A 22,789-nucleotide genomic window follows, 5' to 3' on the forward strand; every position below is an offset into this window, starting at 1 on the left:
CACCCTGCTTCACCGCAGGCAGGCAGCGCAAAGGACTCTCATGACTTCTACCAGCATCTCCCTCACCAGCGGCCCCACCGAGACGAGCGGCCTGCTCTGGCAGGTCACCCGCAACGAGGCGGCGCGCGACGCCGCCGAGCGCGAGGAGATCCTCGCCGATCCCGGTTTCGGCAACCACTTCACCGACCACATGGTCGACATCTGCTGGTCGGCGAAGGGAGGCTGGCACCGGCCGCGCGTCTCCCCGTACGGCCCGATCCAGCTCGACCCGTCGGCCGCCGTGCTGCACTACGCGCAGGAGATCTTCGAGGGGCTGAAGGCGTACCGCCACGAGGACGGCTCGATCTGGACATTCCGCCCGGAGGCCAACGCCGCCCGCATGCAGCGCTCGGCCTACCGCCTGGCGCTGCCCGAACTCCCGGTCGAGCACTTCCTCGACTCGTTGAAGCAGCTCGTCGCGGTGGACGGCGATTGGGTGCCGACCGCGCCGGAGACCAGCCTCTACCTGCGTCCGTTCATGTTCGCCAAGGAGGCGTTCCTGGGCGTGCGCCCGGCGAACAAGGTCGCGTACTACCTGATCGCGAGCCCGGCGGGCGCCTACTTCTCGGGCGGCGTCGCACCCGTCTCGATCTGGCTGTCCGACCGCTGGTCGCGCGCCGGCCACGGCGGCACCGGGGCGGCGAAGACCGGCGGCAACTACGCCTCCAGCCTCCTGCCGCAGGCCGAGGCGGCCGAGCACGGCTGCGCGCAGGTGCTGTTCCTCGACTCGGTCGAGGGCCGATACCTCGAAGAGCTCGGCGGGATGAACGTGGTGCTCGTCTACAAGGACGGCACGGTGGTGACCCCGGAGTCCGACAGCATCCTGGAGGGCATCACGCTGGACTCGATTCTGCAGCTCGCGCGTGATCGCGGCCACCGGGTCGAGCGCCGCCGGGTGACGATCGACGAGTGGCGCGACGGCGTCGAGAGCGGCGACATCGTCGAGGTGTTCGCCTGCGGCACGGCCGCGGTGATCACCCCGATCGGCGAGCTCAAGTCGGACACCTTCACCGTCGGCGACATCACCGCGCCTCCCGGTGAGCTGACGATGGCGCTGCGCCAGGAGCTCACCGACATCCAGTACGGCCGCGTCCACGACCGGCACAACTGGATGACGCGCCTCGACGCGTAGCCCGGAGGCCATCGGAGGAGTCCTCGCCCGGCACGCCGGACGAGAGCAGTCAACGGAGGAGATCGCGGCCCGGACGGCCGCGGTCTCCTCCGTTGCCGTTGGATCGGGGGGATGACGCTCGGGAGTTCCTCCGATGCCGCCCGCCGATCAGCGGAGCAGGCGCAGGGCCGCCTCGACGTCGTCCGTGGTGTTCCAGAGGTGGAACGCGACGCGGGCGCGCCCGGCGCGTCCGGAGGCGCGCAGCCCGCCGGCGGTGAGGGCGGCGAGCGCCGTGCCCTCGGCATCCGGCCAGGTGACGATCGCCCGCCCTCGCACATCGAGGCCGAGCCCGTCGGCGAACGCGTCGCCCAGCCCGGTGGCGTGGGCGTGGACCTCCGTCGGGTCGAGCTCGTCGAACAGTGCGAGAGCGGCAGCGGTCCCCGGCCAGACGGGCCAGGCCGGCGAGACGTCGAAGCGGCGCGCGCTGGAGGCCGGCTCCGCCAGCGGCCCGTAGCACGAGCTCCACGGGTCCTCCCCGGCGAACCAGCCGGCGTGCACCGGGACGAGCGCGGTGCGCATCCGGTCCCCGACGGTGAGGAAGGCCGAACCGCGCGGGGCGCACAGCCACTTGTAGGCGTGGGTCGCGGTCACGTCGAAGCGGGAGGCGTCGACCGGGAGCCAGCCGAGCGCCTGCGTGAGGTCGGCGAAGGTGCGGGTCCCGGTGCGCGCGCATGCCTCGAGCAGCGCGTCGGCGTCGGCGATCGCCCCGGTCGCCGACTGCACCAGGGAGAACGCGACCAGCCAGGTGTCGTCGTCGACGGAGTCGGGCAGAGCCTCGAGCGGGACGGAGCGCACGACGACCCCGCGATGCGCCTGGGCGTGGAAAGGAGCCACCATCGACGCGAAGTCGCCGTCGGCGCAGAGCACCGTGGCCCCGTCGGGGACCGAGGCGGCGACGAGGCCCGCCAGGACGGAGACCTGGGATCCGATCGCCACCGCCTCCACCGGGACGCCGGCGAGGCGGGCGAAGGAGGCGCGGGCGCGGCGGACGGCGTCGTCGTAGTCGACGGGGGAGGACGCCCCGGCCGCCCAGCGCTCCAGGTCGGCGCGGCCGGCCGCGACCGTCTCGTGCGTCGGCAGGCCCTGCGTGCAGGCGGCGAGGTAGCCGGCGCCGGCGGGGAAGCGGTCGTGCAGTGCGGTCATGGTTCCACGGTGAGGCATCGTCATACATCGCACCAGAGCAGGTATTGAATCGAAAACATACGGATCGCTTATGATTGCCGTATGCTCCCCGACGACCTCGACTCGCACAGCCTGCGGGTGGTCCGCGCGATCGCCGACGAAGGCTCGATCACCCGTGCCGCGGACGCGCTCGGCTACAGCCAGCCCGCCATCAGTCAGCACCTGCGCCGGCTGGAGGCGCGCATCGGGCTTCCGGTGGTCACCCGCGCCGGACGCGGGGTGCGGTTGACCGAGGCGGGCCGCGTGCTCGCCCGCCACGCGCTCACGGTCACGACGGCACTCGATGCCGCGGCGGGCGAGCTCGACGACCTGCGCGGGCTGCGCACCGGCCGGGTGCGCCTCGCCGGATTCCCGTCCGCGTCGTCGTCGATCGTGCCGCGGCTGCTGAGCACGATGGAGGCGACGCATCCCGGAGTGCGCATCACCTACCTCGAGGCGGAGCCGCCCGAGGCGGTCGCCGCGGTGCGCGCCCAGACCGCCGACCTCGCGATCACGTTCGGCTATCCGGGAGACCGGGTCGACCCGCACCGCGAGAGCGCCCGCGGCCTCGCGGTCGCACCGCTCTGGCGCGACGAGATGCTGGTCGCCCTGCCGGCCGGTCACCGGCTGGCCGGGCACGAGCGCGTCGACCTGGCGGACCTGGCGGCGGAGGCGTGGATCGGCGGCTGCCCCCGCTGCCGGGGTCACCTGCTGGAGCTGACGGCCGGCCGCGGCTACGAGCCGCGCATCGCGTACGAGACCGACAACTTCGTCGCAGTGCTGCGGATGGTGGCCGAGGGGATGGGCGTCGCCCTCCTCCCGGGACTGGCCGTCGGGTCGGCGGGGGCGCAGGCGGGCGTCGTGCTGCGCTCCACGGGCAACCGGGACCACCGCACCATCAACCTCGTGGGAGCGGCGGGAGCCGACGTCGTCCCCGCCATCGCCACCACCGCCGCGGCCATCGCCGGGCTGGAGGTCGACGAGTGGCGGCTAGCATCGGTGGCATGAGCGACGACACGGTATTCGCGGTGGTCGGTCCGGGCGCCGTCGGCGGCCTGCTGGCCTGGCTGCTTCATCGGGCGGGGCACGACGTGATCGCGGTGGGCCGGCCGGCGACCGTCGCGGCACTGCGCGCGGACGGCATCGAGGTGCGCAGCGCGCAGTTCGGCGACGGCGTCGAACGGGTGCCGGCCGACACGGTCGTCCCGGCCGGAGCGAGCGTCATCCTCGCGACGAAGGCCTACGGTCTCGAGGCGGTCCTCCCCGACATCGCGGCGTCGCGGCCGGTCGAGGTCGTCTCGTTCCTGAACGGCGTCGAGCACGTCGGCCCGCTGCGTGCGGCGCTGCCGGACGTCCCGGTCGCGGGCGCCTCCGTCGCCGTCTCCGCCCTGCGGATCTCGCCGACGGTGATCGACCACCGCAGCCCCTTCGTGAACGTCGAGGCGCCGGAGGCGGCATCCGGGTTCGCCGCAGTGCGTGCGCTCGACGGAGCCGGTCCGCGGGTGCGCGCCCAGGGCAGCGAGGCCGAGGTGCTGTGGGCCAAATTCCGGATGCTCTCCAGCCTCGCCCTCCTCACCTCGTACTGGCGGCAGCCCGCGGGCACCGCCCTGAGCGAGGACCCGGAGCTCACGGAGGCGGTCGTCGCCGAGATCGCCGCCTGCTCCACCGCCGAGGGCGTGCCGGCGACGGCGCTCGACCTGATGCGGGTGCTCGGGAGCGTTCCGGGCGGGATGCGAACCTCGCTCCAGGAGGACCTCGCCGCCGGCGCCCCGAGCGAGCTCGACGCCATCGGGGGAGCGTTGCTGCGCATCGGAGAGCGCGACGGCGTGCCGACGCCCGCGATCGCCCGGATCGTGGCGGCGCTAGGCTCGTAGGGTGAAGATCGCACGATTCAGCCACGATGGCGCCATCGACTACGGGATCGTCGACGAGGACGCCCTCGTCGTCCTCGCCGGGGACCCCATGTTCGCCGGCTTCGACACCACCGGCGAGCGCGTGCCGCTCGGCAAGGTCGGCGCGCTGCTCGCGCCGGTCATCCCGCGCTCGAAGGTGGTGGCGGTCGGCAAGAACTACCGCGACCACGCCGCGGAGATGGGCGGAGAGGCGCCGGCGGAGCCGCTGCTCTTCCTCAAGCCGAACACGTCCGTGATCGGCCTCGGCGACGCCATCCTGCTGCCGCCGCAGTCGGAGCGCGTGGAGTTCGAGGGCGAGCTGGCCGTGGTCATCGGCAAGATCGCCCGCAACGTGCCGGAGGCGAAGGCCCACGAGCACATCTTCGGGTACACCGTCGCCAACGACGTGACCGCCCGCGACCTCCAGAAGACGGACGGCCAGTGGACGCGCGCGAAGGGCTTCGACACCTTCTGCCCGCTCGGCCCGGTGATCGAGACCGAGCTGGACCCGGAGGCGTTCCTGCGCACCCGCGTCAACGGCGAGCTGAAGCAGGAGGCGCGCATCTCCGAGATGGTCCACGACATCCCGTCGATCATCGCCTACGCCTCCAGTGTCTTCACCCTGCTGCCCGGCGACGTGATCCTGACCGGCACGCCGGCCGGGGTCGGGCCGATCGTCGCGGGCGACACGGTCGAGGTGGAGGTCGAGGGCGTCGGCTCCCTCGTGAACCCCGTCCGCACCCCCAAGTAGAGACGACCGGGACGACCGCTCCCCGGTAGGATTGGGAGCGGTATGTCAGACAACGCCTCGCACCCCTTCTCCACGGCCACCGGCTCGGACGTCCGCGTCCGCTTCTGCCCGTCGCCGACCGGCACCCCGCACGTCGGGCTGATCCGCACCGCCCTGTTCAACTGGGCGTACGCGCGGCACACCGGCGGCAAGCTCATCTTCCGCATCGAGGACACCGACGCGGCCCGCGACAGCGAGGAGAGCTACGGGCAGATCATCGACGCCCTCACGTGGCTGAAGCTGGACTGGGACGAAGGCGTGAACGTCGGCGGCCCGCACGGACCGTACCGGCAGTCGCAGCGCGGAGACATCTACCGCGACCTGATCGAGCGCCTGGTCGCCTCCGGCCACATCTACGAGAGCTTCGCCACCGGCGAGGAGATCGAGGCGCGCAACGTCTCCCTCGGCCGCGACTCGAAGCTCGGCTACGACAACTTCGAGCGCGACCTCACGGACGACCAGAAGGCCGCCTACCGGGCCGAGGGCCGCGAGCCCGCCCTGCGCCTGCGGGTTCCCGACGACGACCTCAGCTTCGACGACCTGGTGCGCGGCGAGATCACCTTCCCCGCCGGCTCGTTCAGCGACTTCGTCGTGGTGCGCCCCAACGGCCAGCCGCTCTACACGTTCGTGAACCCCGTGGACGACGCGCTCATGGGCGTCACGCACGTGCTCCGCGGCGAGGACCTGCTCTCGTCCACCCCGCGCCAGATCGCGCTCTATCACGCGCTGATCGATGCCGGCGTGACGACGTTCGTGCCGCGCTTCGGCCACCTGCCGTACGTGATGGGCGAGGGCAACAAGAAGCTCTCCAAGCGCGACCCCGAGTCGAACCTGTTCCACCACCGCGACCGCGGCTTCATCCCCGAGGGCCTGGTGAACTACCTCGCCCTGCTCGGTTGGTCGCTCAGCCACGACCGCGACGTGTTCTCGACGGCCGAGATGGTCGCCGCCTTCGACGTCGCCGACGTGAACCCGAACCCGGCACGCTTCGACCTGAAGAAGGCCGAGTCGATCAACGGCGACCACATCCGCCTGCTCGAGGTCGGCGACTTCGCCGAGCGCACCATCCCGTATCTGGTGGCCGCCGGCGTGCTCACCGAGCCCCTCAGTGACGCGCAGCGCGCCATCCTCGCGGAGGCCGCTCCGCTCGTCCAGGAGCGCATGCAGCTGCTCGGCGAGGCGCCGGGGATGCTCGGCTTCCTGTTCACGGACGCCGCCTCGCTGGTCGTCGAGGACGACGCCCGCGCCTCCCTGCCCGCCAACACCGGAGAGGTGCTCGCCGCCTCCCTCGGCGCACTGGAGGACATCCCCGAGGCCGAGTGGACCCACGACGCCATCGAGGGCGCCCTGCGCGACGCGCTGATCGAGACGATGGGCCTCAAGCCCCGCGTCGCCTTCGGCCCGCTGCGGGTCGCCGTCTCGGGTCGTCGCATCTCGCCTCCGCTGTTCGAGTCGATGGAGATCCTCGGCAAGGCCGACACCATCGCCCGGCTCGACCGGCTCTCGGCGTCCCTGGTCTAGGGGGAGCGGTGCCCGAGCAGAGCGAGCACGCCTCCGTCGAGGTCGTCGTCGTCGGCGGAGGCCCCGCCGGCCTCTCGACCGCCCTCAACCTCGCGCGCGCCCGCCGGCGCGTGCTCGTCGTGGACGGCAATCGCCCGCGGCACGCGGCCACGCTCATCGCGCGCGGCTTCCTCACCAGGGACGGCGTGCCGCCCCTGGAACTGCGCCGGCTCGGCCGCGAGGAGGTCGACGCCTACGACAACGCGGAGGTCGTCTTCGCTCAGGTCGGCTCGGTCGAGGTGGAGGGCAGCGGCTTCCGGGTGCGCGCGCGGGGCGTGCGCGGCGGCGCCGACGTCGACGTCGTGGCGGACACGCTCGTGCTCGCGACCGGCGTGACCGAGACCATGCCGGCCATCCCCAGCCTCCGTGCCTACTACGGCACGCAGCTGCACAGCTGCGTCGAGTGCGACGGCTTCGAGAAGGCGGACACGCCGCTCGCCCTGATCGGCGAGTCGGCCGACCTCGCCGAGCGCGCCCTGCTGCTCACCCAGTGGACCGACGATCTGGTCGTCTTCACGAACGGCGTCGCACCCGTGAGCGCCGACGAGGAGCGCGCGCTCGCCCGCCTGGGGGTCGTGGTCGAACGCCGCCCGATCGACGACGTGGTGGGCGACAAGGGCGTCATGACCGGCGTGCGTCTGGCCGACGGCGCCGTCATCGACCGCGTCGGCGGATTCGTCCGTCCCGCCTGGGCTCCGGCCCTCGCCTTCGTCGACGATCTCGACCTCGACCGAGACACGGACGGCTATCTCGTGACCGACCGGCAGGGCCGGACGTCCCTGCCGGGCGTCTACGCCGCCGGTGAGACGACGGCCCCCGGCCCGCAGCAGCTCATCGTCGCGGCGGGCTCCGGAGCGGTCGTCGCGGCCGCCGTCAACCGCGATCTGATCGGCATGCAGGTCGACGAGCGCGCCGTTTTGTAGTTCGTCGCGCGCGTAGGCTAGAGTTGTTTCTCGTGCCCGGGTCTAGGCCCGAAGCCCTTGGGGTATGGTGTAATTGGCAACACGGCGGTTTCTGGTACCGTTGTTCTTGGTTCGAGTCCAGGTACCCCAGCAAAATCAAGCTCCGGTTTTTCCGGAGCTTTTTTGCTGCCCGGCGCGACTAACCGATGGGCGATTCGTGCCGAATGTGGGGTTTGGGCGTTGCGTTGTCGACATTCGGCACGAATATGCGCGCGAAGGAGGTCCGCCGTGATCCCTCGTCCCACGAGACGTCGCCGTTCCCGTTCCGTCGCCGCGGTCCTCGCAGCGGCCGCGATGGTCGGCCTGGCCGCGTCCGCTGCGGCCCCGGCCGCCGCGGTGGACGCGACACCGGCGCCGGTCGTCCGGATGACGCCCGCGCTGCACGACGAGATCCAGCGGAGGGTGGAGGCGTTCCGCACCGACAACGGGCTCCCCGGTCTGTCCGTCGCCGTGGTCACGCCGGACTCAGACGGGCAGGGGCCGGTGATCACGACCTTCGCCGCGGGCGTCCCGACGCTGGGATCGCCGACACCGGTCGACGCCTCGACCCAGTTCGAGCTCGGCTCGGAATCGAAGATCTTCACCGCCGACCTGCTCGCCTTCCTCGTCGCGTCCGGCCGGGTGGCGCTCGACGACCCGGTGCAGGACTTCGCGCCGCCCGGGATCATTGTTCCCGAATGGACGGACCCGGACACCGGGGCGAAGACCCGCATCACGCTGCGCGATCTCGCCACCCACCAGGCGGGGCTGTCGGATCTGCCGCCGAACTTCGAGCGCGGGTGCGAACCCGCCACGACGTGCGCGAACCCGCGCCCGGGCTACACCCAGTCCATGCTCTGGGACGCGGTGCAGGGGTACACCCTGCCGTGGCGGCCGGGCACCGACTGGCTCTACTCGGACTGGGGCTTCGGCCTGCTCGGGACGATCCTGGCGAACGTGGTGCAGGCCGTGCCCGAGCCGCAGCCGCCGGCCTACCAGGCGGCGCTCGACGGCGTGTTCCTGGATGCGCTGGGGCTGTCCTCCACGATGCTCGAGACTCCGGGACCGCGCCTTGCGACGCCGTACACCGACGACGGACGGCCGGCATTCCCCTGGGATAACACCAACGCCTTGAGCGGAGGAGGCGGGCTCATCTCCGACGCGACGGACATGGGCACCTGGGTCGCCGCGCACCTCGGGTACCTCCCGGCCGGCGCACCGCTCGGCGTGCGGACGCTGGAGGACACGCTGCAGCCGGTCAGCACCATCACGCGGTCGTGCACCTCCACCATGCCGCCTCGCGGCTGCACGACGGTCGACTTCCGGATGGGCCTGGGGTGGGAGCTCAAATCGGCCGCCTCCTGGCAGGTCGGCGTTCCGTGGGCATTCAAGGACGGCGACACGGCCGGCTCCAGCACCGACACCGCCCTCGCCCCGAGCCTGCGCGCGGGTGTCACGACCATGTTCAACAAGCACCGGGAGACGGGTGAGCAGCTCGCCATCCCGCTGCTCGCCCTGCTGGTCGCCGACGGGACGCCCGGACCGGAACCGCAACCGACCACCCCGGCGACCGACCCGGCGGCACCAGCGGCGCCCGCGGAGCTGGCCGCGACGGGGGCGACGACCTCCGGGCTGATCGGCCACGCCCTCGGCGCCGTGGCGATCCTGGCGATCGGGATCGCGGTGCTCCGGCGGGACCGCAGACGGCGCGCGACGCGGGACGGCGCTTCCGCCCGTTGACGGTCGCCTAGGCTCGAGGGATGACCTCGACCTCGCGACCCCTCGCCCTCGTCACCGGCGCCTCCCGCGGCATCGGCGCCGCCATCGCCCGCGATCTCGGCCGCACCCATCACGTCCTCGTCGGCGGCCGGGATGCGGCGGCGGTGGACGCGGTGGTGGCCCAGCTGCCGTCGGGGGAGCCGTTCGTCGGTGATCTGGCCGCGGACGATCTGCCCGGGCTGCCGGAGTTGCCGGAGCGACTGGACGTGCTGGTCCACTCGGCGGGTCTCGAGGACGGCGGGACGGTGCAGGACACCGATCTGGCGACCTGGCGGCGGCTGTTCGAGGTGAACGTGTTCGCGGTGGCCGAGCTCACCCGCCGCGCGCTGCCCGCGCTGCGCGCCGCGCAGGGCCTGGTCGTCGTGATCAACAGCGGCTCCGGCCTCACGAGCGGGGCCGGAGGCGGACCGTACGCGGCGTCGAAGTTCGCGGCGCGAGCCCTGACGGATGCGCTGCGCGAGGAGGAGAGGCCGCACGGCGTGCGCGTCAGCAGCATCCATCCGGGCCGCGTGGACACGGACATGCAGCGCGCACTCGTCGCCCGGGAAGGACACGCCTACGACGCGGCGTACACCATCACGCCGGAGATGGTCGCGGCGACGGTGCGGACCGTCGTCGACCTGCCGCCGGCGGGGACGGTGGAGTCGCTCAGCGTGCGGCCGATGCGGCGCCGCTGAGCGATCCGGCCCGGCCCCGAGGGGCCGCTGTCAGCCGATCAGGCTCTGCACGGCCGCGAAGCCGCCGAACGCGATCACGAAGATCGCCAGCAGGATCCAGACGCCCATCGCGAGCAGGTTGAGGGCGATGCCCCAGCCGGCGCGGCCGCGGGCGTACGGCTCGCGACCCCGGGACGAGACGCCCAGGATCAGCCCGATGACGGGCGCGAAGAAGGTCCAGCCGACCAGCAGCGAGCAGATCCCGAGCACGAGGCTCGCGGTCCCGCGCCCGGTGCCCGGCTGGGGCGCGATGCCGGCCGGGGGCCGGGTGCCGGAGGGGGCGGATGCAGTGGGGTTGGGTGCAGTAGTGGTGGTCATGTCTTCCACGGTACGCAGGACCGCCGCCGGCCGGATCGGCCGAGGGTGCCGTCGCCGTCGTACCGGGAGACGACCGATGCGGCCGACCGCGTCATCCCGGCGATCGAGGTTCACGTCGTTGCGCCCATTCCGCGGTCATGACCGCAACGACGTGAACCTCGGGGCTAGTCCAGGTGGTCGAGGTAGCGGAGGATGACGCCTTCGCGGAGGGCCCACGGCACGACCTCCAGCTGGTCGACGCCGAAGGCCCGCATCGTCTCGCGCAGCACCACGCCGCCCGCGACGATCTGGAAGGTGCGGTCGGCGGTGATGCCCGGCAGTGCGGTGCGCGACTCGGCGTTCATCCGGGCCAGGCGCGGCACCCAGTCGGCGAGCTCCGACCGGCGCAGGACGGTGCGCTCCGTGCCGCCGGGGCCGGCGACGGTGGAGCCGGCCAGGCGGGCGAGGGAGCGGATGGTCTTGGAGGTGCCGATGACATGCTCGTCCGAGCGGCGCTGCGAGAAGAGCTCGACCGCGCCGGCAAGGGTCGCCCGGGCGTGGTCGCGGAGCGCGTCGAGCTGGTCGTCGCGGGGCGGGTCGTCGGGGAGGAAGCCGATCGTGCTGCGCCCGGCGCCGAGCGGAACCGACACCGCGACCTCCGGATACTCGTCGGAGCCGGACGCGATCTCCAGCGAACCGCCGCCGATGTCGAGGAGCAGGATGCTGCCAGACGACCAGCCCGACCAGCGCCGGACGGCCAAGAAGGTCAGGCGCGCCTCGTCCTCGCCGGAGAGCACCTGCAGGTCGACGCCGGTCTCGGTGCGGATGCGCTCGAGGAGCTCCGGGCCGTTGGCGGCCTCCCGGATGGCCGAGGTGGCGAACGGGAGGAGTTCGTCGATGCCCTCCTGCTCGGCGACCCTCATCGAGGCCGCGATGGCGTCGAGGATGGCGGCGCACCCCTCCGGGCTGATCGATCCGTCGGCGGTGATGTAGCGCATCAGCCGCAGTACCGACTTGTGCGTGGCCGCAGGGATCGGGCGCGCACCGGGGTGCGCGTCGACGACGAGGAGGTGGATGGTGTTCGAACCGACGTCGAGGACTCCGAGGCGCATGGTTCGACAGTAGTGGCCTCCCGGCATACCGAAATACATGCGCGATACGATCGAAAACATGACCCTTCCGCTCTCCGACGCCCGTCCGCCGCGCCCCGTGCGTTCGCAGCACGTGTTCGAGGTGGTGCGCACCGAACGGCTGACCCCGCACCTGGTGCGCGTGGTGCTGGGCGGCCCGGCGTTCGACGCCTTCGTGGCGCAGGCGGACCCGGCGACGCTGGCGAAGACGGACAGATACGTCAAGCTGCTGATGGCGAAGCCCGGGCTCGGGCTGCGCCCCCCGTACGACCTGGACGCACTGCGCGGCGAGCTGGCGCCGGAGGACGTCCCGGTGCGCCGCACCTACACGATCCGCGCCCTCGACCCGGTGGCGCGCACCCTTGCGATCGACTTCGTGGTGCACGGCGACGAGGGCATCGCAGGGCCGTGGGCCGCTGCGGCCCGGCCGGGCGACCTGCTCGCGCTCTCCGGTCCCGGCGGGATGTACGCGCCGACGGATTCCGTCGCGGTCGAGCACCTTCTCCTCGGTGACGAGAGCGCGCTCCCCGCGGTGGCGGCCGGGCTCGAAGGGATGCCCGCGCACGCGCGCGGCCTCGCCCTGATCGAGGTCGGCGGGGAGGGCGACCGGCTCCCGCTGGCGCGTCCCGAGGGTGTGGAGGTCCGCTGGGTGCACCGCGACGGAGCCGTCCCGGGGGAGCGGCTGGTCGATGCCGTGCGGGACCTGCCGGCACCGACCGGGGCCGTTCAGGTCTTCGCGCACGGCGAGCGCTCGGCGATGAAGGGTGTGCGCGCCGTGCTGCAGGGCTGGGGCCTCACCCGCGACGACTACTCCCTCTCGGCCTACTGGGCGCTGGGCCGCGCAGAGGACACCTTCCAGGCCGAGAAGCGGCTGCCGGTGGGCGATCTGTTCGCCTGATCGGCGTCGCGCCGCGGCGCCTCCGAGGGGAGGCCGTCAGCCGGCCGGCTCGGCGGCGTGCGACACCGCGTTGATGCGGTCCGCCGCGATGGCGACGTGGTCGGCCATGGCGGCGTCCGCGCGGGCCGGATCGCCGCTCGCGAGCGCGTCGATGAGGGCCTCGTGCGAACGTGCGTGGGCGACGAGCTCGTCGGCGGCGAGCGACCCGTTGGCCGCGCGGAGGAAGCCGTTGATGCGGCTGCGCAGCTGCGAGGCGATGGTGAGGAGGGTGTGGTTGTCCGCCATCTCCCAGAGCGTCTCGTGGAATCGGCTGTCGAGGGCGAACATGCTCTCGACCTGCTCCTTCTCGGCGGCCGCGACCATCTGCTTCACGATTCGGCGGAGCGCCTGATCCGACTTGGCGGTCCACGCCTGCTGCACGCTGCGCGCGACGTACTGCTCCAGCACGATGCGCAGACCGGTGATCTCCTGCAGCTCCTTCTCGCTGAGGGAGGCCACCCGCGCGCCACGGCGCGGCGTCCGCTCGACGAGCCCCTCCTCGCTGAGCTTGGCGAGGGCCTCCCGCACCGGGATGTGGCTGACGCCGAGACTGTCGGCGAGCTTGCGCTCGACCAGCCGTTCGCCGGGCTCGAGCCGGCCGTTCTGGATGGCGTCGCGGAGCTCGTCGGCGACCTTGGCCGAGATGTTCCGGTCGGACACGCTGCCGAATGTCATCGCGCTCCCTCCTGGTGCGAACGGGTTCCCTGGCGTGGGTGGTTCCGCTACAAGCTATAGGACGCGAGGATGGATTCGCGCAATACACCGTTCGTGTCCTCCGGCTGTGAGGCCGTTTGTTTCGAGCGGGTAAAGCTTTCCTCCTCCGCTCGTCATTTGCTACATGCTATAGCAATAATGCTATCGTGGGAGCGTTCGACGGCGAACCGCTCCCGCGAAGCCGTCGGCCCGGATCCCCGGGCACAGCACAGGAGAGAGCGCGAGGAACGATGCAGCACACGCCCGTAGTGGGCCGCCCGGTGCGGATCGCCGTCATCGGTGCAGGCAATCGCGGCCAGTCGTACGCGAAGTGGGTCCACGCCAACCCGGACCGCGCGCGCATCGTCGCCGTCGCCGACCCGCGGCCCTTCCAGCGCGCAGTGATCGCCGCCGGCGATCCCGAGGTGCGGCACTTCGACGACTGGCGCGATCTCGTCGCGGAGCCCGAGCGGGTCGCCGACCTGGTCATCGTCTCGACCCAGGACCGCCTGCATGTCGAGCCCGCGGTCGCCTGCGCCCAGCGCGGCTACGCGATCCTGATGGAGAAGCCGCTCGCGCCGACCGAGGAGGAGTCGCGGCGCATCGTCGCCGCGATCGAGTCCGCCGGCGTGCTGTTCGGCGTCTGCCACGTGATGCGGTACATGCCGTACACCGACCTGGTGAAGAGCGTCGTCGACTCCGGAGTGCTGGGCGACATCATCAATGTTCAGCATCTCGAGCCGGTCGGCTGGTGGCACATGGCGCACTCCTACGTGCGCGGCCCGTGGCGCCGCGAGGACCTCGCGACGCCGATGCTGCTGGCCAAGTCCAGCCACGACCTCGACTGGATCCGCTACGTGACCGGCAAGCGCATCGCGACGGTCGCGAGCTTCGGCTCGCGCCACCACTTCCGGCAGGAGAACAAGCCCGCCCTCGCCGCCGACCGCTGCCTCGACTGCCCGCTGCAGGAGACCTGCCCGTACGCCGCCCAGAAGCTCTACCTGCCGGTCGTCCGTACGGAAGGCGCCGTCTGGCCGGTCACCGTCATCACCGACGACGCGACCGAGGAGGGCGTGATCGAGGCGCTCCGCACCGGTCCGTACGGCGTCTGCGTCTACGGCGCCGACAACACCGTCGTGGACAACCAGGTCGTCGCCCTCCAGTTCGAGGACGGCACGGCCGGGACCTTCACGATGACGGCCTTCAGCGAGCAGGAGCACCGCAAGACCCAGCTCTTCGGCTCGCACGGGATGCTCGACGGCGACGGCGAGTGCGTGCGGGTCACCGACTTCCGCACCGGCGAGTCCACGGTCCACGAGACCGGACCGACGGGAGCGGCGAACGCCGGAGGCGACCACGGCGGCGGGGACGGCGGCGTGATGAGCGCCTTCGTCGCGGCCGTCGCCGCCGGCGACCCGGACCTCATCCGGTCCGGTCCGCGCGAGTCCCTCGACAGCCACCTGGCGGTGTTCGCGGCCGAACGCTCGCGGCACGGCGGGACGGTCGAGGCGGTCCCGCGCTACTGACAGCACCATTCACCCTGCGGCACCCGCCGCGAACCCCCACCACGCACGAAGGAGCAGCATGCGGTACACGAAGACGATCACGGCGGCCGCCGTGGCAGCCACGGCGGCGCTCGCGCTGGCCGGCTGCAGCGGCAACTCCGGCGGCTCGGACGGATCGAAGAAGACGGTCACCATGTGGATCTACCCGGTGATCGCCGACGAGGCGAAGCACAAGACCTTCTGGGATGACACCGTCAAGGCGTTCGAGGCCGAGCACAAGGACATCACGGTGAAGTACGAGATCTACCCGTGGGCGAACCGCGACGAGTCGCTGTCGACGGCGATCGCGGCCGGCAAGGGCCCCGACCTGGTCTACCTGATCCCGGACCAGCTGAGCACCTACCAGAAGTCGATCGAGCCGATGGACTCCTACCTGCCGAGCGCGCAGAAGAAGGACATCCTCGACAACGTCGCGGAGTCGATCACCATCGACGGCAAGCTGATGGCGGCGCCGATCCTCACGAGCGCCAACGCGCTGATGTGCGACGCGAAGGCGTTCGAGGCCGCGGGCGTCACCGAGTACCCGAAGACCTGGGACGACCTGGAGAAGCTCGCCCCGACCTTCAAGGAGAAGGGCATCTACGTCACGCAGTACTTCGGCTCGCCCGACGTGACGCTGAACATGACCTTCTACCCGCTCCTGTGGCAGGCGGGCGGCTCGGTCTACAACAAGGACGGCAGCAAGGTCGCCTTCGACAGCACGGCCGGCGAGAAGGCGCTCAGCATGATCTCCGACTTCGCCGCGAAGGGCTACATCGAGAAGGACCTCATCTCGACCATGCCCGCCCTGGAGCAGACCGCGCTCGCCACGAACAACGTGGCCTGCACGTGGCAGTCCGGCCCGAGCGACGTCACCAGCTTCTGGGGCGAGGACGCGATCAAGATCCTCCCCCCGCTGACCGACGAGAAGCAGGTCTCCTACGGCACGGTCGGCTCGCTCGCCATGCTCAAGGGGGCGAAGGACAAGGACGCCGCGGGCGAGTTCGCCGCGTTCGCCACGGACGCCGAGAACTCGAAGAAGTTCGACCTGGCCTCCAACTTCTTCTCCCCGCTGAAGTCGACCGGCGAGCTCTACGCCGACAACCCCATCCAGAGCGCGATCGAGAAGACGATCCCGACCAGCAAGGTCGGGGAGCTGCAGCCGAGCGCCCGCGCCGTCATGGGTGTGCTCGCACCGGAGATCCAGGCGGCCCTGCTCGGCACGAAGACGCCGGAGCAGGCGCTGAAGGACGCGGCCGCCGCCGCACAGCCCCTCATCAAGTGACGAACCGGTCCGGCCGGGGCGCCCCCCGCGCCCCGGCCGGACCGACCGAGGAGACGCACGTGACCACCACCCCCACCCAGCCGCGGCCGCCGGCGGTCGGCGGACGCCCGCAGGACGGACGCCCCGACGGCCGTCCGCCCGGCTTGACCAAGCGCGTGCTCGCCCGCAGGGAGGCGCGGATCGCGCTCTTCTTCGTGCTCCCCGCGTTCCTGCTGTTCCTGGCCTTCCGTTTCGGTCCGGCCATCGCCGGTGTCGGGCTCAGCTTCTTCGACTACGACATCTCGGGCGAGCTCGACTGGGAGGGGCTGAAGAACTTCGAGCGGATGCTCTCCGACCCGACGTTCTGGCAGGCGTTCGGCGTGACCCTGGCCTACTCGGTGCTCGCGGTGCCGATCTCCCTCGCCCTGTCGGTCGCGATGGCGCTCGGGGTGCGCCGCGCGTTCCGCGGATCGCGCTTCTTCCGTTCGGTGTTCTTCCTCCCGGTGATCACGTCCCTGGTGCTGGCGGGTGCGATCTTCAAGTGGATCTTCTCGACCGACGGACCATGGTCGGCGATCATGACCCCCCTCGGCCTCGGCGGCTCGTGGCTCAACTCGACCGTGCTCGTCATCCCTGCGCTCGTCGTCGTCGGCGTCTGGTCCCGGTTCGGCTACGGCATGCTCATCGTCATCGCCGCGCTGCAGGACGTGCCGCGCGAGCACGAGGAGGCCGCCCTGATGGACGGCGCCGGGGCGTGGAACCGGTTCCGCTACATCGTGCTCCCGCGACTGAAGCCCACCCTGTTCTTCCTGGCGGTGATCGAGACCACCGCGTCGTTCCAGGTCTTCGACCTCGTCTACGTGATGACGCAAGGCGGCCCGGCGCACGCCAGCTACTCGCTGGTCTACATGCTCTACGACCAGGGCTTCAAGTACACCGACTACGGGTACGCCGCCGCGATCGGCGTCGCCCTCTTCGTCATGACACTCGTCGTCGCGCTCATCCAGCGCCGCGTCATCGGGAGGCAGAAATGACCACCGCGACTCCGCGCCTGAAGCGCACCCGCTCGTTCCGCGCGCTCGAGCCGACCCGCGGCGGGCTCGTCGTCCGCTACATCTGGCTGTCGATCGCCGCCGTGCTGTGCTTCTTCCCCTTCTACGCGATGGTCGTGCTCAGCCTGAAGCCGGGCCTCGCGGTCCAGTTCCCGCAGAGCCTGCTGCCGTGGAACCTCTCCACCGCGTCGTACGAACAGGTGCTCGGCGGGCAGAACCTGCTGGCCTGGGTCGGCAACACCCTCATCTACGCGATCGTGAGCGTGGTGGCCGTGCTGCTGCTGTCGGCGATGGCCGGATACGCGTTCGCGAAGAAGCGGTTCCGGGGCAAGGAGACGATGTTCTGGTCGTTCCTGGCCATGGTGATGGTGCCGTTCCACGTCACCCTGATCCCGACGTTCATCGTGCTGGCGAAGCTCGGCGGCGTCGACACCTACTGGGGCCTCATCCTCCCGACCCTGGCGAACGCGCAGGCGGTGTTCCTGATGCGGCAGTTCATCGAGGGGCTGCCCGACGATCTGTTCGAGGCGGCGCGGATCGACGGTGCGGGGGAGTTCCGCATCTTCCTGACGATCGTCCTCCCGTTGTGCAAGCCGGTGCTCGCGACCCTCGGGATCTTCATCTTCCTGTGGCACTGGAACGACTTCCTCTGGCCGTTGATCATGGCCAAGAGCTCCGACATGTGGACGCTGACGGTCGGCATCGCGTCGCTCCAGCAGCAGAACGTGCCGCTGAGCGTGATGCTCGCCGGCTCGGTCGTCGCTCTCGTCCCCATCTTCTTCGCCTACGTCGTGGCCCAGCGCTACGTGCAGGAAGGCGTCACGTCCGCGGGGATCAAGGGCTGACGCCCGCCCCATCGATGCGAAAGGCAGACATGTTCAGCAGTGAGAAGGAGCTCGAGGAGGCGCTGGCGACGCCGAGCGCCGCCCTCGTCGCCGACCTGGCGGAGTCCCGGGGCGACCTGGTCGTGCTCGGCGCCGGCGGCAAGATGGGACCGAGCCTGTCGGTGCTCGCGCGCCGCGCCCTCGATGAGGCCGGGCGCGGTTCCGACACGGTCTACGCCGTCTCGCGGTTCTCGAGCGACGAGGCCCGCAGGCGCCTGGAAGTGGAGCGGGTGGAGGTCGTGCCCTTCGACCTCCTCTCCGACCGCGACCTGGCGGAGCTGCCGGATGCGCCGAACGTCGTGTTCATGGTGGGCGCCAAGTTCGGTGCGGCCACCAACGCCTCCTGGGCGTGGGAGGTCAACGCCGCACTGCCCGACCGCGTCGCGCGCCGCTACCGCGACAGCGCGATCACGGCGATGTCCACGGGCAACGTCTACCCCTTCGTCGCGCCGGGCTCGGGCGGCTCGGTGGAGTCGGACGTGCCGGGACCCGTCGGCGAGTACGCGATGTCGTGCCTGGGGCGCGAGCGCGTCTTCGAGTTCGGCGCCGTGACGCGCGGGACCCGGGTGTCGATCGTGCGCCTCAACTACGCCGTCGACCTGCGCTACGGCGTGCTCGCCGACATCGGGTCGACCGTGCTGTCGGAGGCGCCGGTCGATCTGACGACGGGTGCCGTGAACGTCGTGTGGCAGGGCTACGCGAACGAGGTCGTGCTGCGGTCGCTCGGGCATGCCAGCGACGCCGTCTTCACCGTCAACCTGACCGGTCCCGAGCTGCTGAGCGTCCGCGGCATCGCGGAGCGCTTCGGCGCCCTGTTCGACCGCGAGGTCTCGTTCGTGGGGGAGCCGGCACCCTCCGCGCTGCTCAACAACGCCGGTCGCTGCTTCGAGCTGTTCGGCTACCCGACGGTCCCCGCCGGGACACTCATCGAGTGGCAGGCCGACTGGCTGCGCGCGGGGCTGCCCACCTCCGGCAAGCCGACCAAGTGGGCCGTCCGCGACGGGAGGTTCTGATGGGCGCGGAGCTCCTGGCCGAGGGCCTCGTCATCCCGGCGCACCCCCTCGCTCTCACCGCGGAGCGCCGGCTCGACGAGCGCCGCCAGCGCGCCCTGACGCGGTACTACCTGGCGGCCGGTGCGGGCGGGATCGCGATCGCGGTGCACACGACGCAGTTCGAGATCCACGAGCCGGAGCGCGGGCTCCTGGAGCCGGTGCTCGCCCTCACCGCCGATGTCCTCGACCGGGAGGCGGACCGCGACCTGGTGCGCATCGCCGGCGTGGTCGGTCCGACCGCGCAGGCCGTGGCCGAGGCGGAGCTCGCTGCCGGTCTCGGCTACGACGCGGTGCTGGTGAGCCCGCGCCTGGCCGGGGCGACGGAGGACGCGCTGATCGAGCGCGCCCGCGCGGTCGGCGAGGTGCTCCCGGTGATCGGCTTCTATCTGCAGGAGGCCATCGGCGGCCCGGTGCTCTCGCGCGCCTTCTGGCGGCGCTTCGCCGATCTGCCCGCGGTGGTCGCGGTGAAGGCCGCGCCGTTCGACCGGTACCGCACGATCGAGCTCGTCCGCGGGGTCGGGGAGTCGGACCGTGCGTCCGACGTCGCCCTCTACACGGGCAACGACGACGCGATCATCGCGGACCTCACCGCGGTGCACCGGGTGCAGACGGCGAGCGGTGTGCGCGAGCTGCGCTTCCGCGGCGGACTGCTCGGCCAATGGGCGGTCGGCACGCGAGCGGCGACCGGCGTGCTCGACCTCGCCGCACGGGCTCGGACCGGAGACGGCGCCGCGGCGCTCGAGCTCGCGGACCTCGCCGCCGATCTGACCGACCTGAACGCGGCGGTATTCGATCCCGGCAACGGGTTCGCGGGTGTGATCGCGGGTGTCCACGAGGTGCTGCGCCAGCAGGGCCTGCTCGAGGGGATCTGGTGCCTGGACCCGGAGGAGACGCTCTCGCCGGGACAGGCGGCGGAGATCGAGCGCGTGCGCGTGGCGTACCCGCGGCTCAGCGACGACGCCTTCATCGCCGAGCACCGGGATGCGTGGCTGAGCTGATGTCCGCTCCCGTCGTCCTCATCGCGGTCCCCGCCGGATTGCGGCCGCAATTCTTCGCCGACGGCGACGAGCGACGGCTCACGGACGCGGCGGCGCTGCTCGGCGGCGACCTCGTCGTGACCGAGTCGCTCGGCGACGCCCTCGCGGCGCTCGACCTCGCGGCCGTGCGCGTGCTCGTCGTGGCGTGGGGCGTCCCTCCGCTGGACGGGTCCGTCCTGGACCGGATGCCGGCGCTCGAGGTCGTCGCGCACTGCGGCGCGAGCATCCGGCCGTTCGCGACCCCGGAGCTGTTCGCACGCGGCGTGCTCGTCACCCAGGCGGGTGCGGCGATGGCGCGGTCGGTGGCGGAGGTGTCGCTCGCCTTCACGCTCGCGCTGCTGCACCGCCTCCCGCGCTTCGACCACGCCCTGCACGCCGGTGCCGAGTGGGAGGTCGCCGAGAGCGCGCCGACGCAGCACGAGCTGCTCGGTGCGCCGATCGGGGTGGTCGGCGCCTCCCGCACTGGCCGCGCCTACCTGGCTCTGCTCACCGCGCTCGGAGCGCGACCGCTGCTCGCCGACCCGACCATCGGAGCGGGCGAGGCGCGCGCCCTCGGCGCGGAGCCGGCGACGCTCGACACGCTGCTCGCGGAGAGCCGGATCGTCGCGCTGCACGCACCGAGCCTGCCGGAGACGCGCCGCATGATCGGGGCGCGCGAGCTCGCCCTGATGCCGGACGGCGCGGGCCTGGTCAACACCGCGCGCTCGTGGCTGGTGGATGAGGCGGCCCTGCTCGCCGAGCTGCGCACCGGCCGACTCGATGCCGCGATCGACGTCTTCGACGACGAGCCGCTGCCGGCCGACAGCCCGTTCCGCTCCCTGCCGAACGCGTTGCTCGTCCCGCACAAGGCCGCCGGGACGCGGGAGGGCCGGCTGCGCCAGGGCGCGACGGTCGTGGCCGAGGTCGAGCGGCACGCCGCGGGCCGTCCCCTCGAGCACGCGGTCACCGAGCAGGACCTGGAGCGGATGGCATGAGCGGGCCGACGGTGGCGTTCGCGGGCGCGGCGCACTCCCATCCCTTCGCGGACGCGGCGAACCTGATCGCGCGCGGCGCGGAGGTGACGGGCGTGTGGGAGCCGGACGATCCCGGCCGCCGCCGTGACTTCGCGGCGCGGTTCGGGGCGACCGAGCACGACGCGCTCGATCGCCTGCTCGCCGACCGTCCCGGCCTCGTCGTCGCCACCCCGCGCACGCCGCGCGCCCCGATGGTCCTGGCGGCGTGCGCCGAAGCGGGGATCCCGGTGTTCTTCAACAAGACCGTCGCCGCCTCCACCGACGCGCTGGCGGCGTTCGACGCGGCGGCGGCCTCGGGCACGCGCGTGGCGTCGTCATCCGTGCTGCGCTTCGCGCCGGCCGTCCTGGCGTTCGCCGCAGGCCTCGCGCGCAGCCGCGTGCGGGCGGTCGAGGTGATCGCCCAGCACGACATCTCCGGATTCCTGGTGCCCGAACGTGCCTGGCAGGACGACCCGGCGAGCGGAGGCGGCACCCTGATCTCGATCGGCGTGCACGCCGTGGACCTCGTCGACGCGGTGCTGCCCGCCGCGGAGCCCGCAGCGGCATCCGCTGTGCTCGCCGCCGCGACCCTCGTGGACGTCCACTCCACCGCCGGCGGCCTGCCGACCCGGTCGGAGTCCGTCGCCGTGGTGCGCGCGGACACGGCCGACGGAGTCCCCGTGACCGCCACGATCAGCGGCGTGCCCGGACCGGACCGCTACGCGATGCGCGTCGCGGCCGACGACGGCCTGCACGAGCTGGCGCTCGGCGACGGCGACGACCTCGGCTACGCCGGTCTCGCCGACGCGCTGATCGCCTTCGCGACGGGCGGGCCGGCGCCCGTCCCGTGGCACCGGACCTCGGCCGGCTACCGGCTGCTGCTGGCGGCGGGGACCCGCACGCGTGGAGCGGAGGGGGGCGTATGACCGGGATCCGCGTCGCGACCGCCGCCGACGAACCGGGGATCCTGGCCGTCTGGGACGAGGCCTTCGGCGAGCCGGACATGGCCCCGCGCTGGCGTCTCGACCCGAACCGCCGCTCCTGGACCCTCGTCGCCGTCGACGGTGAGGACGTGCTCGGCGCGGTCTCCCTCGTCGACCAGAGGAGGCGCACCGCGCACGGCAGGATCGCCCCGGTGCTCGGCCTCGCCAATGTCGGTGTCGCCGTGCGCGCCCGTGGCCGCGGGCTCGCGCGTGCCCTCACGGACGCGTCCGTCGCGTTCGGGCGGCGCGCCGGCTACGACTGGTCCCTGCTCTTCACCGGGACACCCGGGGTATACGCCCCGAGCGGCTACGAGCAGTTCGGCCAACGCCGTCGGCGTGTCGGCTCTCTGCTCGCGACCGCGGAGTCGTCGGGCAGGCCCGCCCGGCTGCGGGCGGGAGGCGCCGAACTGCTCGCCGCTGCCGGCATCGCCGCCCTGCACGACCGCGACGCGGACCGGCCGCTGACCGTCGTCCGCGACGCGCTCGCCTGGCGCCGGACCCGCTCCTGGTACGCGGCCTGCCGGGTCCACGTGCTCGACGGCGCGGACGGCCTGCCGGTGGCGTATGCGGTCACGCGGACCGGCGACGAGCCGGCTCTGCTGGAGGCGGCGGGGGACCGCGCAGCGCTCGCGGCGCTCGGGCAGGTGGTCCGGGACGGACTCCGACGCTCCGGAGCAGTGTCCGTGTCCATCGAGGTCCCGAGCGGCGAGCCGTACGACGACCTCGTCGCCGCGCTCGTCGTCGACCCGGTCTCCGTCCCCGACGACACCGGGATGTTCCACCCCCTCGACGGCGACGCCCCCACCGTGCGCGAGACGCTCGAGCATCCTCGCGCCTTCCACTGGACGGGGGACTACCTGTGACCGGCACCGCAG

At 72.2% G+C, this 22,789-nt stretch carries 22 protein-coding genes and 1 tRNA gene; 19 read left to right on the forward strand and 4 right to left on the reverse strand.

What is annotated here, in order from left to right; genetic code table 11:
* Positions 1-40: 40 nt before the first annotated feature.
* On the forward strand, positions 41-1,171 hold the full coding sequence (locus U870_RS0110550) for a branched-chain amino acid aminotransferase (protein WP_025157354.1): 1,131 nt from the start codon (positions 41-43) through the stop codon (positions 1,169-1,171).
* Between the two features lie 147 nt (positions 1,172-1,318).
* On the opposite strand, the gene U870_RS0110555 is transcribed toward U870_RS0110550, so the two are convergent.
* On the reverse strand, positions 1,319-2,353 hold the full coding sequence (locus tag U870_RS0110555) for an aminotransferase class V-fold PLP-dependent enzyme (protein ID WP_025157355.1): 1,035 nt from the start codon (positions 2,351-2,353) through the stop codon (positions 1,319-1,321).
* A gap of 81 nt (positions 2,354-2,434) precedes the next feature.
* On the opposite strand from U870_RS0110555, the gene U870_RS0110560 reads away from it, so the two are divergent.
* The 8 genes from U870_RS0110560 (at position 2,435) to U870_RS0110595 (ending at position 10,010) form a co-directional block, all read left to right on the forward strand.
* Entirely contained in the window at positions 2,435-3,379 is a 945-nt protein-coding gene (locus U870_RS0110560; protein WP_025157356.1) for a LysR family transcriptional regulator, read from the forward strand.
* Positions 3,376-4,245 carry a ketopantoate reductase family protein gene (locus U870_RS0110565; protein ID WP_025157357.1) on the forward strand — a complete coding sequence of 290 codons (870 nt, stop codon included), beginning with the start codon at positions 3,376-3,378 and terminating at the stop codon, positions 4,243-4,245. Before U870_RS0110560 ends, U870_RS0110565 begins: the two co-directional genes overlap by 4 nt.
* A 1-nt stretch (position 4,246) precedes the next feature.
* Positions 4,247-5,014: a fumarylacetoacetate hydrolase family protein gene (locus tag U870_RS0110570; RefSeq protein ID WP_025157358.1), complete on the forward strand. Its 768-nt coding sequence runs from the start codon at positions 4,247-4,249 to the stop codon at positions 5,012-5,014.
* A 42-nt stretch (positions 5,015-5,056) separates the two neighbouring features.
* On the forward strand, positions 5,057-6,574 hold the full coding sequence (gltX, locus tag U870_RS0110575; RefSeq protein ID WP_025157359.1) for a glutamate--tRNA ligase: 1,518 nt from the start codon (positions 5,057-5,059) through the stop codon (positions 6,572-6,574).
* An 8-nt stretch (positions 6,575-6,582) separates the two neighbouring features.
* The gene (locus U870_RS0110580) at positions 6,583-7,536 is read left to right on the forward strand and encodes an NAD(P)/FAD-dependent oxidoreductase (protein ID WP_025157360.1); all 954 of its coding nucleotides are present in this window, start codon (positions 6,583-6,585) and stop codon (positions 7,534-7,536) included.
* Positions 7,537-7,594: 58 nt separating this feature from the next.
* Positions 7,595-7,666 (forward strand) — tRNA-Gln (locus tag U870_RS0110585).
* Positions 7,667-7,803: 137 nt separating this feature from the next.
* The gene (locus tag U870_RS23145) at positions 7,804-9,294 is read left to right on the forward strand and encodes a serine hydrolase domain-containing protein (RefSeq protein ID WP_025157361.1); all 1,491 of its coding nucleotides are present in this window, start codon (positions 7,804-7,806) and stop codon (positions 9,292-9,294) included.
* A 20-nt stretch (positions 9,295-9,314) separates the two neighbouring features.
* Positions 9,315-10,010, forward strand: coding sequence for an SDR family oxidoreductase (locus U870_RS0110595; protein ID WP_025157362.1), 696 nt, complete (start codon positions 9,315-9,317; stop codon positions 10,008-10,010).
* A 30-nt stretch (positions 10,011-10,040) separates the two neighbouring features.
* On the opposite strand, the gene U870_RS0110600 is transcribed toward U870_RS0110595, so the two are convergent.
* Both U870_RS0110600 and U870_RS0110605 read right to left on the reverse strand, forming a co-directional pair.
* Complete coding sequence (locus U870_RS0110600) at positions 10,041-10,367, reverse strand: hypothetical protein (protein ID WP_025157363.1); 327 nt, start codon at positions 10,365-10,367, stop codon at positions 10,041-10,043.
* A gap of 164 nt (positions 10,368-10,531) precedes the next feature.
* Complete coding sequence (locus U870_RS0110605; protein WP_025157364.1) at positions 10,532-11,458, reverse strand: Ppx/GppA phosphatase family protein; 927 nt, start codon at positions 11,456-11,458, stop codon at positions 10,532-10,534.
* A gap of 58 nt (positions 11,459-11,516) precedes the next feature.
* Between U870_RS0110605 and U870_RS0110610 the strand changes: the two genes are divergently transcribed.
* Positions 11,517-12,374, forward strand: coding sequence for a siderophore-interacting protein (locus tag U870_RS0110610; RefSeq protein ID WP_025157365.1), 858 nt, complete (start codon positions 11,517-11,519; stop codon positions 12,372-12,374).
* 36 nt (positions 12,375-12,410) lie between these two features.
* Here U870_RS0110610 and U870_RS0110615 read toward each other — a convergent pair whose 3' ends face one another.
* Positions 12,411-13,088, reverse strand: coding sequence for a GntR family transcriptional regulator (locus U870_RS0110615; RefSeq protein WP_025157366.1), 678 nt, complete (start codon positions 13,086-13,088; stop codon positions 12,411-12,413).
* Between the two features lie 269 nt (positions 13,089-13,357).
* On the opposite strand from U870_RS0110615, the gene U870_RS0110620 reads away from it, so the two are divergent.
* The 9 genes from U870_RS0110620 to U870_RS23150 are packed head-to-tail and all read left to right on the forward strand — an operon-like array spanning position 13,358 to position 22,777.
* Complete coding sequence (locus U870_RS0110620) at positions 13,358-14,632, forward strand: Gfo/Idh/MocA family protein (RefSeq protein ID WP_029947463.1); 1,275 nt, start codon at positions 13,358-13,360, stop codon at positions 14,630-14,632.
* A gap of 58 nt (positions 14,633-14,690) precedes the next feature.
* The gene (locus U870_RS0110625; RefSeq protein ID WP_025157368.1) at positions 14,691-15,935 is read left to right on the forward strand and encodes an extracellular solute-binding protein; all 1,245 of its coding nucleotides are present in this window, start codon (positions 14,691-14,693) and stop codon (positions 15,933-15,935) included.
* Between the two features lie 59 nt (positions 15,936-15,994).
* Positions 15,995-16,948: a carbohydrate ABC transporter permease gene (locus U870_RS0110630; protein WP_240183670.1), complete on the forward strand. Its 954-nt coding sequence runs from the start codon at positions 15,995-15,997 to the stop codon at positions 16,946-16,948.
* Positions 16,945-17,811, forward strand: coding sequence for a carbohydrate ABC transporter permease (locus U870_RS0110635; RefSeq protein WP_025157370.1), 867 nt, complete (start codon positions 16,945-16,947; stop codon positions 17,809-17,811). Before U870_RS0110630 ends, U870_RS0110635 begins: the two co-directional genes overlap by 4 nt.
* Before the next feature lie 29 nt (positions 17,812-17,840).
* Positions 17,841-18,863, forward strand: a complete 1,023-nt coding sequence (locus tag U870_RS0110640) for an NAD-dependent epimerase/dehydratase family protein (protein ID WP_025157371.1) — start codon at positions 17,841-17,843, stop codon at positions 18,861-18,863.
* Complete coding sequence (locus tag U870_RS0110645; RefSeq protein WP_025157372.1) at positions 18,863-19,900, forward strand: dihydrodipicolinate synthase family protein; 1,038 nt, start codon at positions 18,863-18,865, stop codon at positions 19,898-19,900. Before U870_RS0110640 ends, U870_RS0110645 begins: the two co-directional genes overlap by 1 nt.
* Positions 19,900-20,913, forward strand: coding sequence for a hydroxyacid dehydrogenase (locus U870_RS0110650; protein ID WP_025157373.1), 1,014 nt, complete (start codon positions 19,900-19,902; stop codon positions 20,911-20,913). Before U870_RS0110645 ends, U870_RS0110650 begins: the two co-directional genes overlap by 1 nt.
* A complete protein-coding gene (locus U870_RS0110655; RefSeq protein ID WP_025157374.1) occupies positions 20,910-21,857 on the forward strand; it encodes a Gfo/Idh/MocA family protein in 948 nt (315 codons plus the stop codon). Before U870_RS0110650 ends, U870_RS0110655 begins: the two co-directional genes overlap by 4 nt.
* Positions 21,854-22,777, forward strand: coding sequence for a GNAT family N-acetyltransferase (locus U870_RS23150; RefSeq protein WP_025157375.1), 924 nt, complete (start codon positions 21,854-21,856; stop codon positions 22,775-22,777). The genes U870_RS0110655 and U870_RS23150 overlap by 4 nt, the downstream gene beginning before the upstream one ends.
* The last annotated feature ends 12 nt before the right edge of the window (positions 22,778-22,789 follow it).

Source organism: Leifsonia aquatica H1aii (assembly GCF_000633535.1).
Taxonomy (GTDB): domain Bacteria; phylum Actinomycetota; class Actinomycetes; order Actinomycetales; family Microbacteriaceae; genus Leifsonia; species Leifsonia aquatica_A.

Bases quoted from the DNA above. Each gene is read 5' to 3' on its own strand.
- U870_RS0110645 (WP_025157372.1), top strand. From the start codon at position 18,863: ATGGGCGCGGAGCTCCTGGCCGAGGGCCTCGTCATCCCGGCGCACCCC.
- U870_RS0110610 (WP_025157365.1), top strand. From the start codon at position 11,517: ATGACCCTTCCGCTCTCCGACGCCCGTCCGCCGCGCCCCGTGCGTTCG.
- U870_RS0110615 (WP_025157366.1), bottom strand. From the start codon at position 13,088: ATGACATTCGGCAGCGTGTCCGACCGGAACATCTCGGCCAAGGTCGCC.
- U870_RS0110620 (WP_029947463.1), top strand. From the start codon at position 13,358: ATGCAGCACACGCCCGTAGTGGGCCGCCCGGTGCGGATCGCCGTCATC.
- U870_RS0110595 (WP_025157362.1), top strand. From the start codon at position 9,315: ATGACCTCGACCTCGCGACCCCTCGCCCTCGTCACCGGCGCCTCCCGC.
- U870_RS0110655 (WP_025157374.1), top strand. From the start codon at position 20,910: ATGAGCGGGCCGACGGTGGCGTTCGCGGGCGCGGCGCACTCCCATCCC.
- gltX (WP_025157359.1), top strand. From the start codon at position 5,057: ATGTCAGACAACGCCTCGCACCCCTTCTCCACGGCCACCGGCTCGGAC.
- U870_RS0110550 (WP_025157354.1), top strand. From the start codon at position 41: ATGACTTCTACCAGCATCTCCCTCACCAGCGGCCCCACCGAGACGAGC.
- U870_RS0110625 (WP_025157368.1), top strand. From the start codon at position 14,691: ATGCGGTACACGAAGACGATCACGGCGGCCGCCGTGGCAGCCACGGCG.
- U870_RS0110565 (WP_025157357.1), top strand. From the start codon at position 3,376: ATGAGCGACGACACGGTATTCGCGGTGGTCGGTCCGGGCGCCGTCGGC.
- U870_RS0110635 (WP_025157370.1), top strand. From the start codon at position 16,945: ATGACCACCGCGACTCCGCGCCTGAAGCGCACCCGCTCGTTCCGCGCG.
- U870_RS0110650 (WP_025157373.1), top strand. From the start codon at position 19,900: ATGTCCGCTCCCGTCGTCCTCATCGCGGTCCCCGCCGGATTGCGGCCG.
- U870_RS0110600 (WP_025157363.1), bottom strand. From the start codon at position 10,367: ATGACCACCACTACTGCACCCAACCCCACTGCATCCGCCCCCTCCGGC.
- U870_RS23150 (WP_025157375.1), top strand. From the start codon at position 21,854: ATGACCGGGATCCGCGTCGCGACCGCCGCCGACGAACCGGGGATCCTG.
- U870_RS0110640 (WP_025157371.1), top strand. From the start codon at position 17,841: ATGTTCAGCAGTGAGAAGGAGCTCGAGGAGGCGCTGGCGACGCCGAGC.
- U870_RS0110555 (WP_025157355.1), bottom strand. From the start codon at position 2,353: ATGACCGCACTGCACGACCGCTTCCCCGCCGGCGCCGGCTACCTCGCC.
- U870_RS0110560 (WP_025157356.1), top strand. From the start codon at position 2,435: ATGCTCCCCGACGACCTCGACTCGCACAGCCTGCGGGTGGTCCGCGCG.
- U870_RS0110605 (WP_025157364.1), bottom strand. From the start codon at position 11,458: ATGCGCCTCGGAGTCCTCGACGTCGGTTCGAACACCATCCACCTCCTC.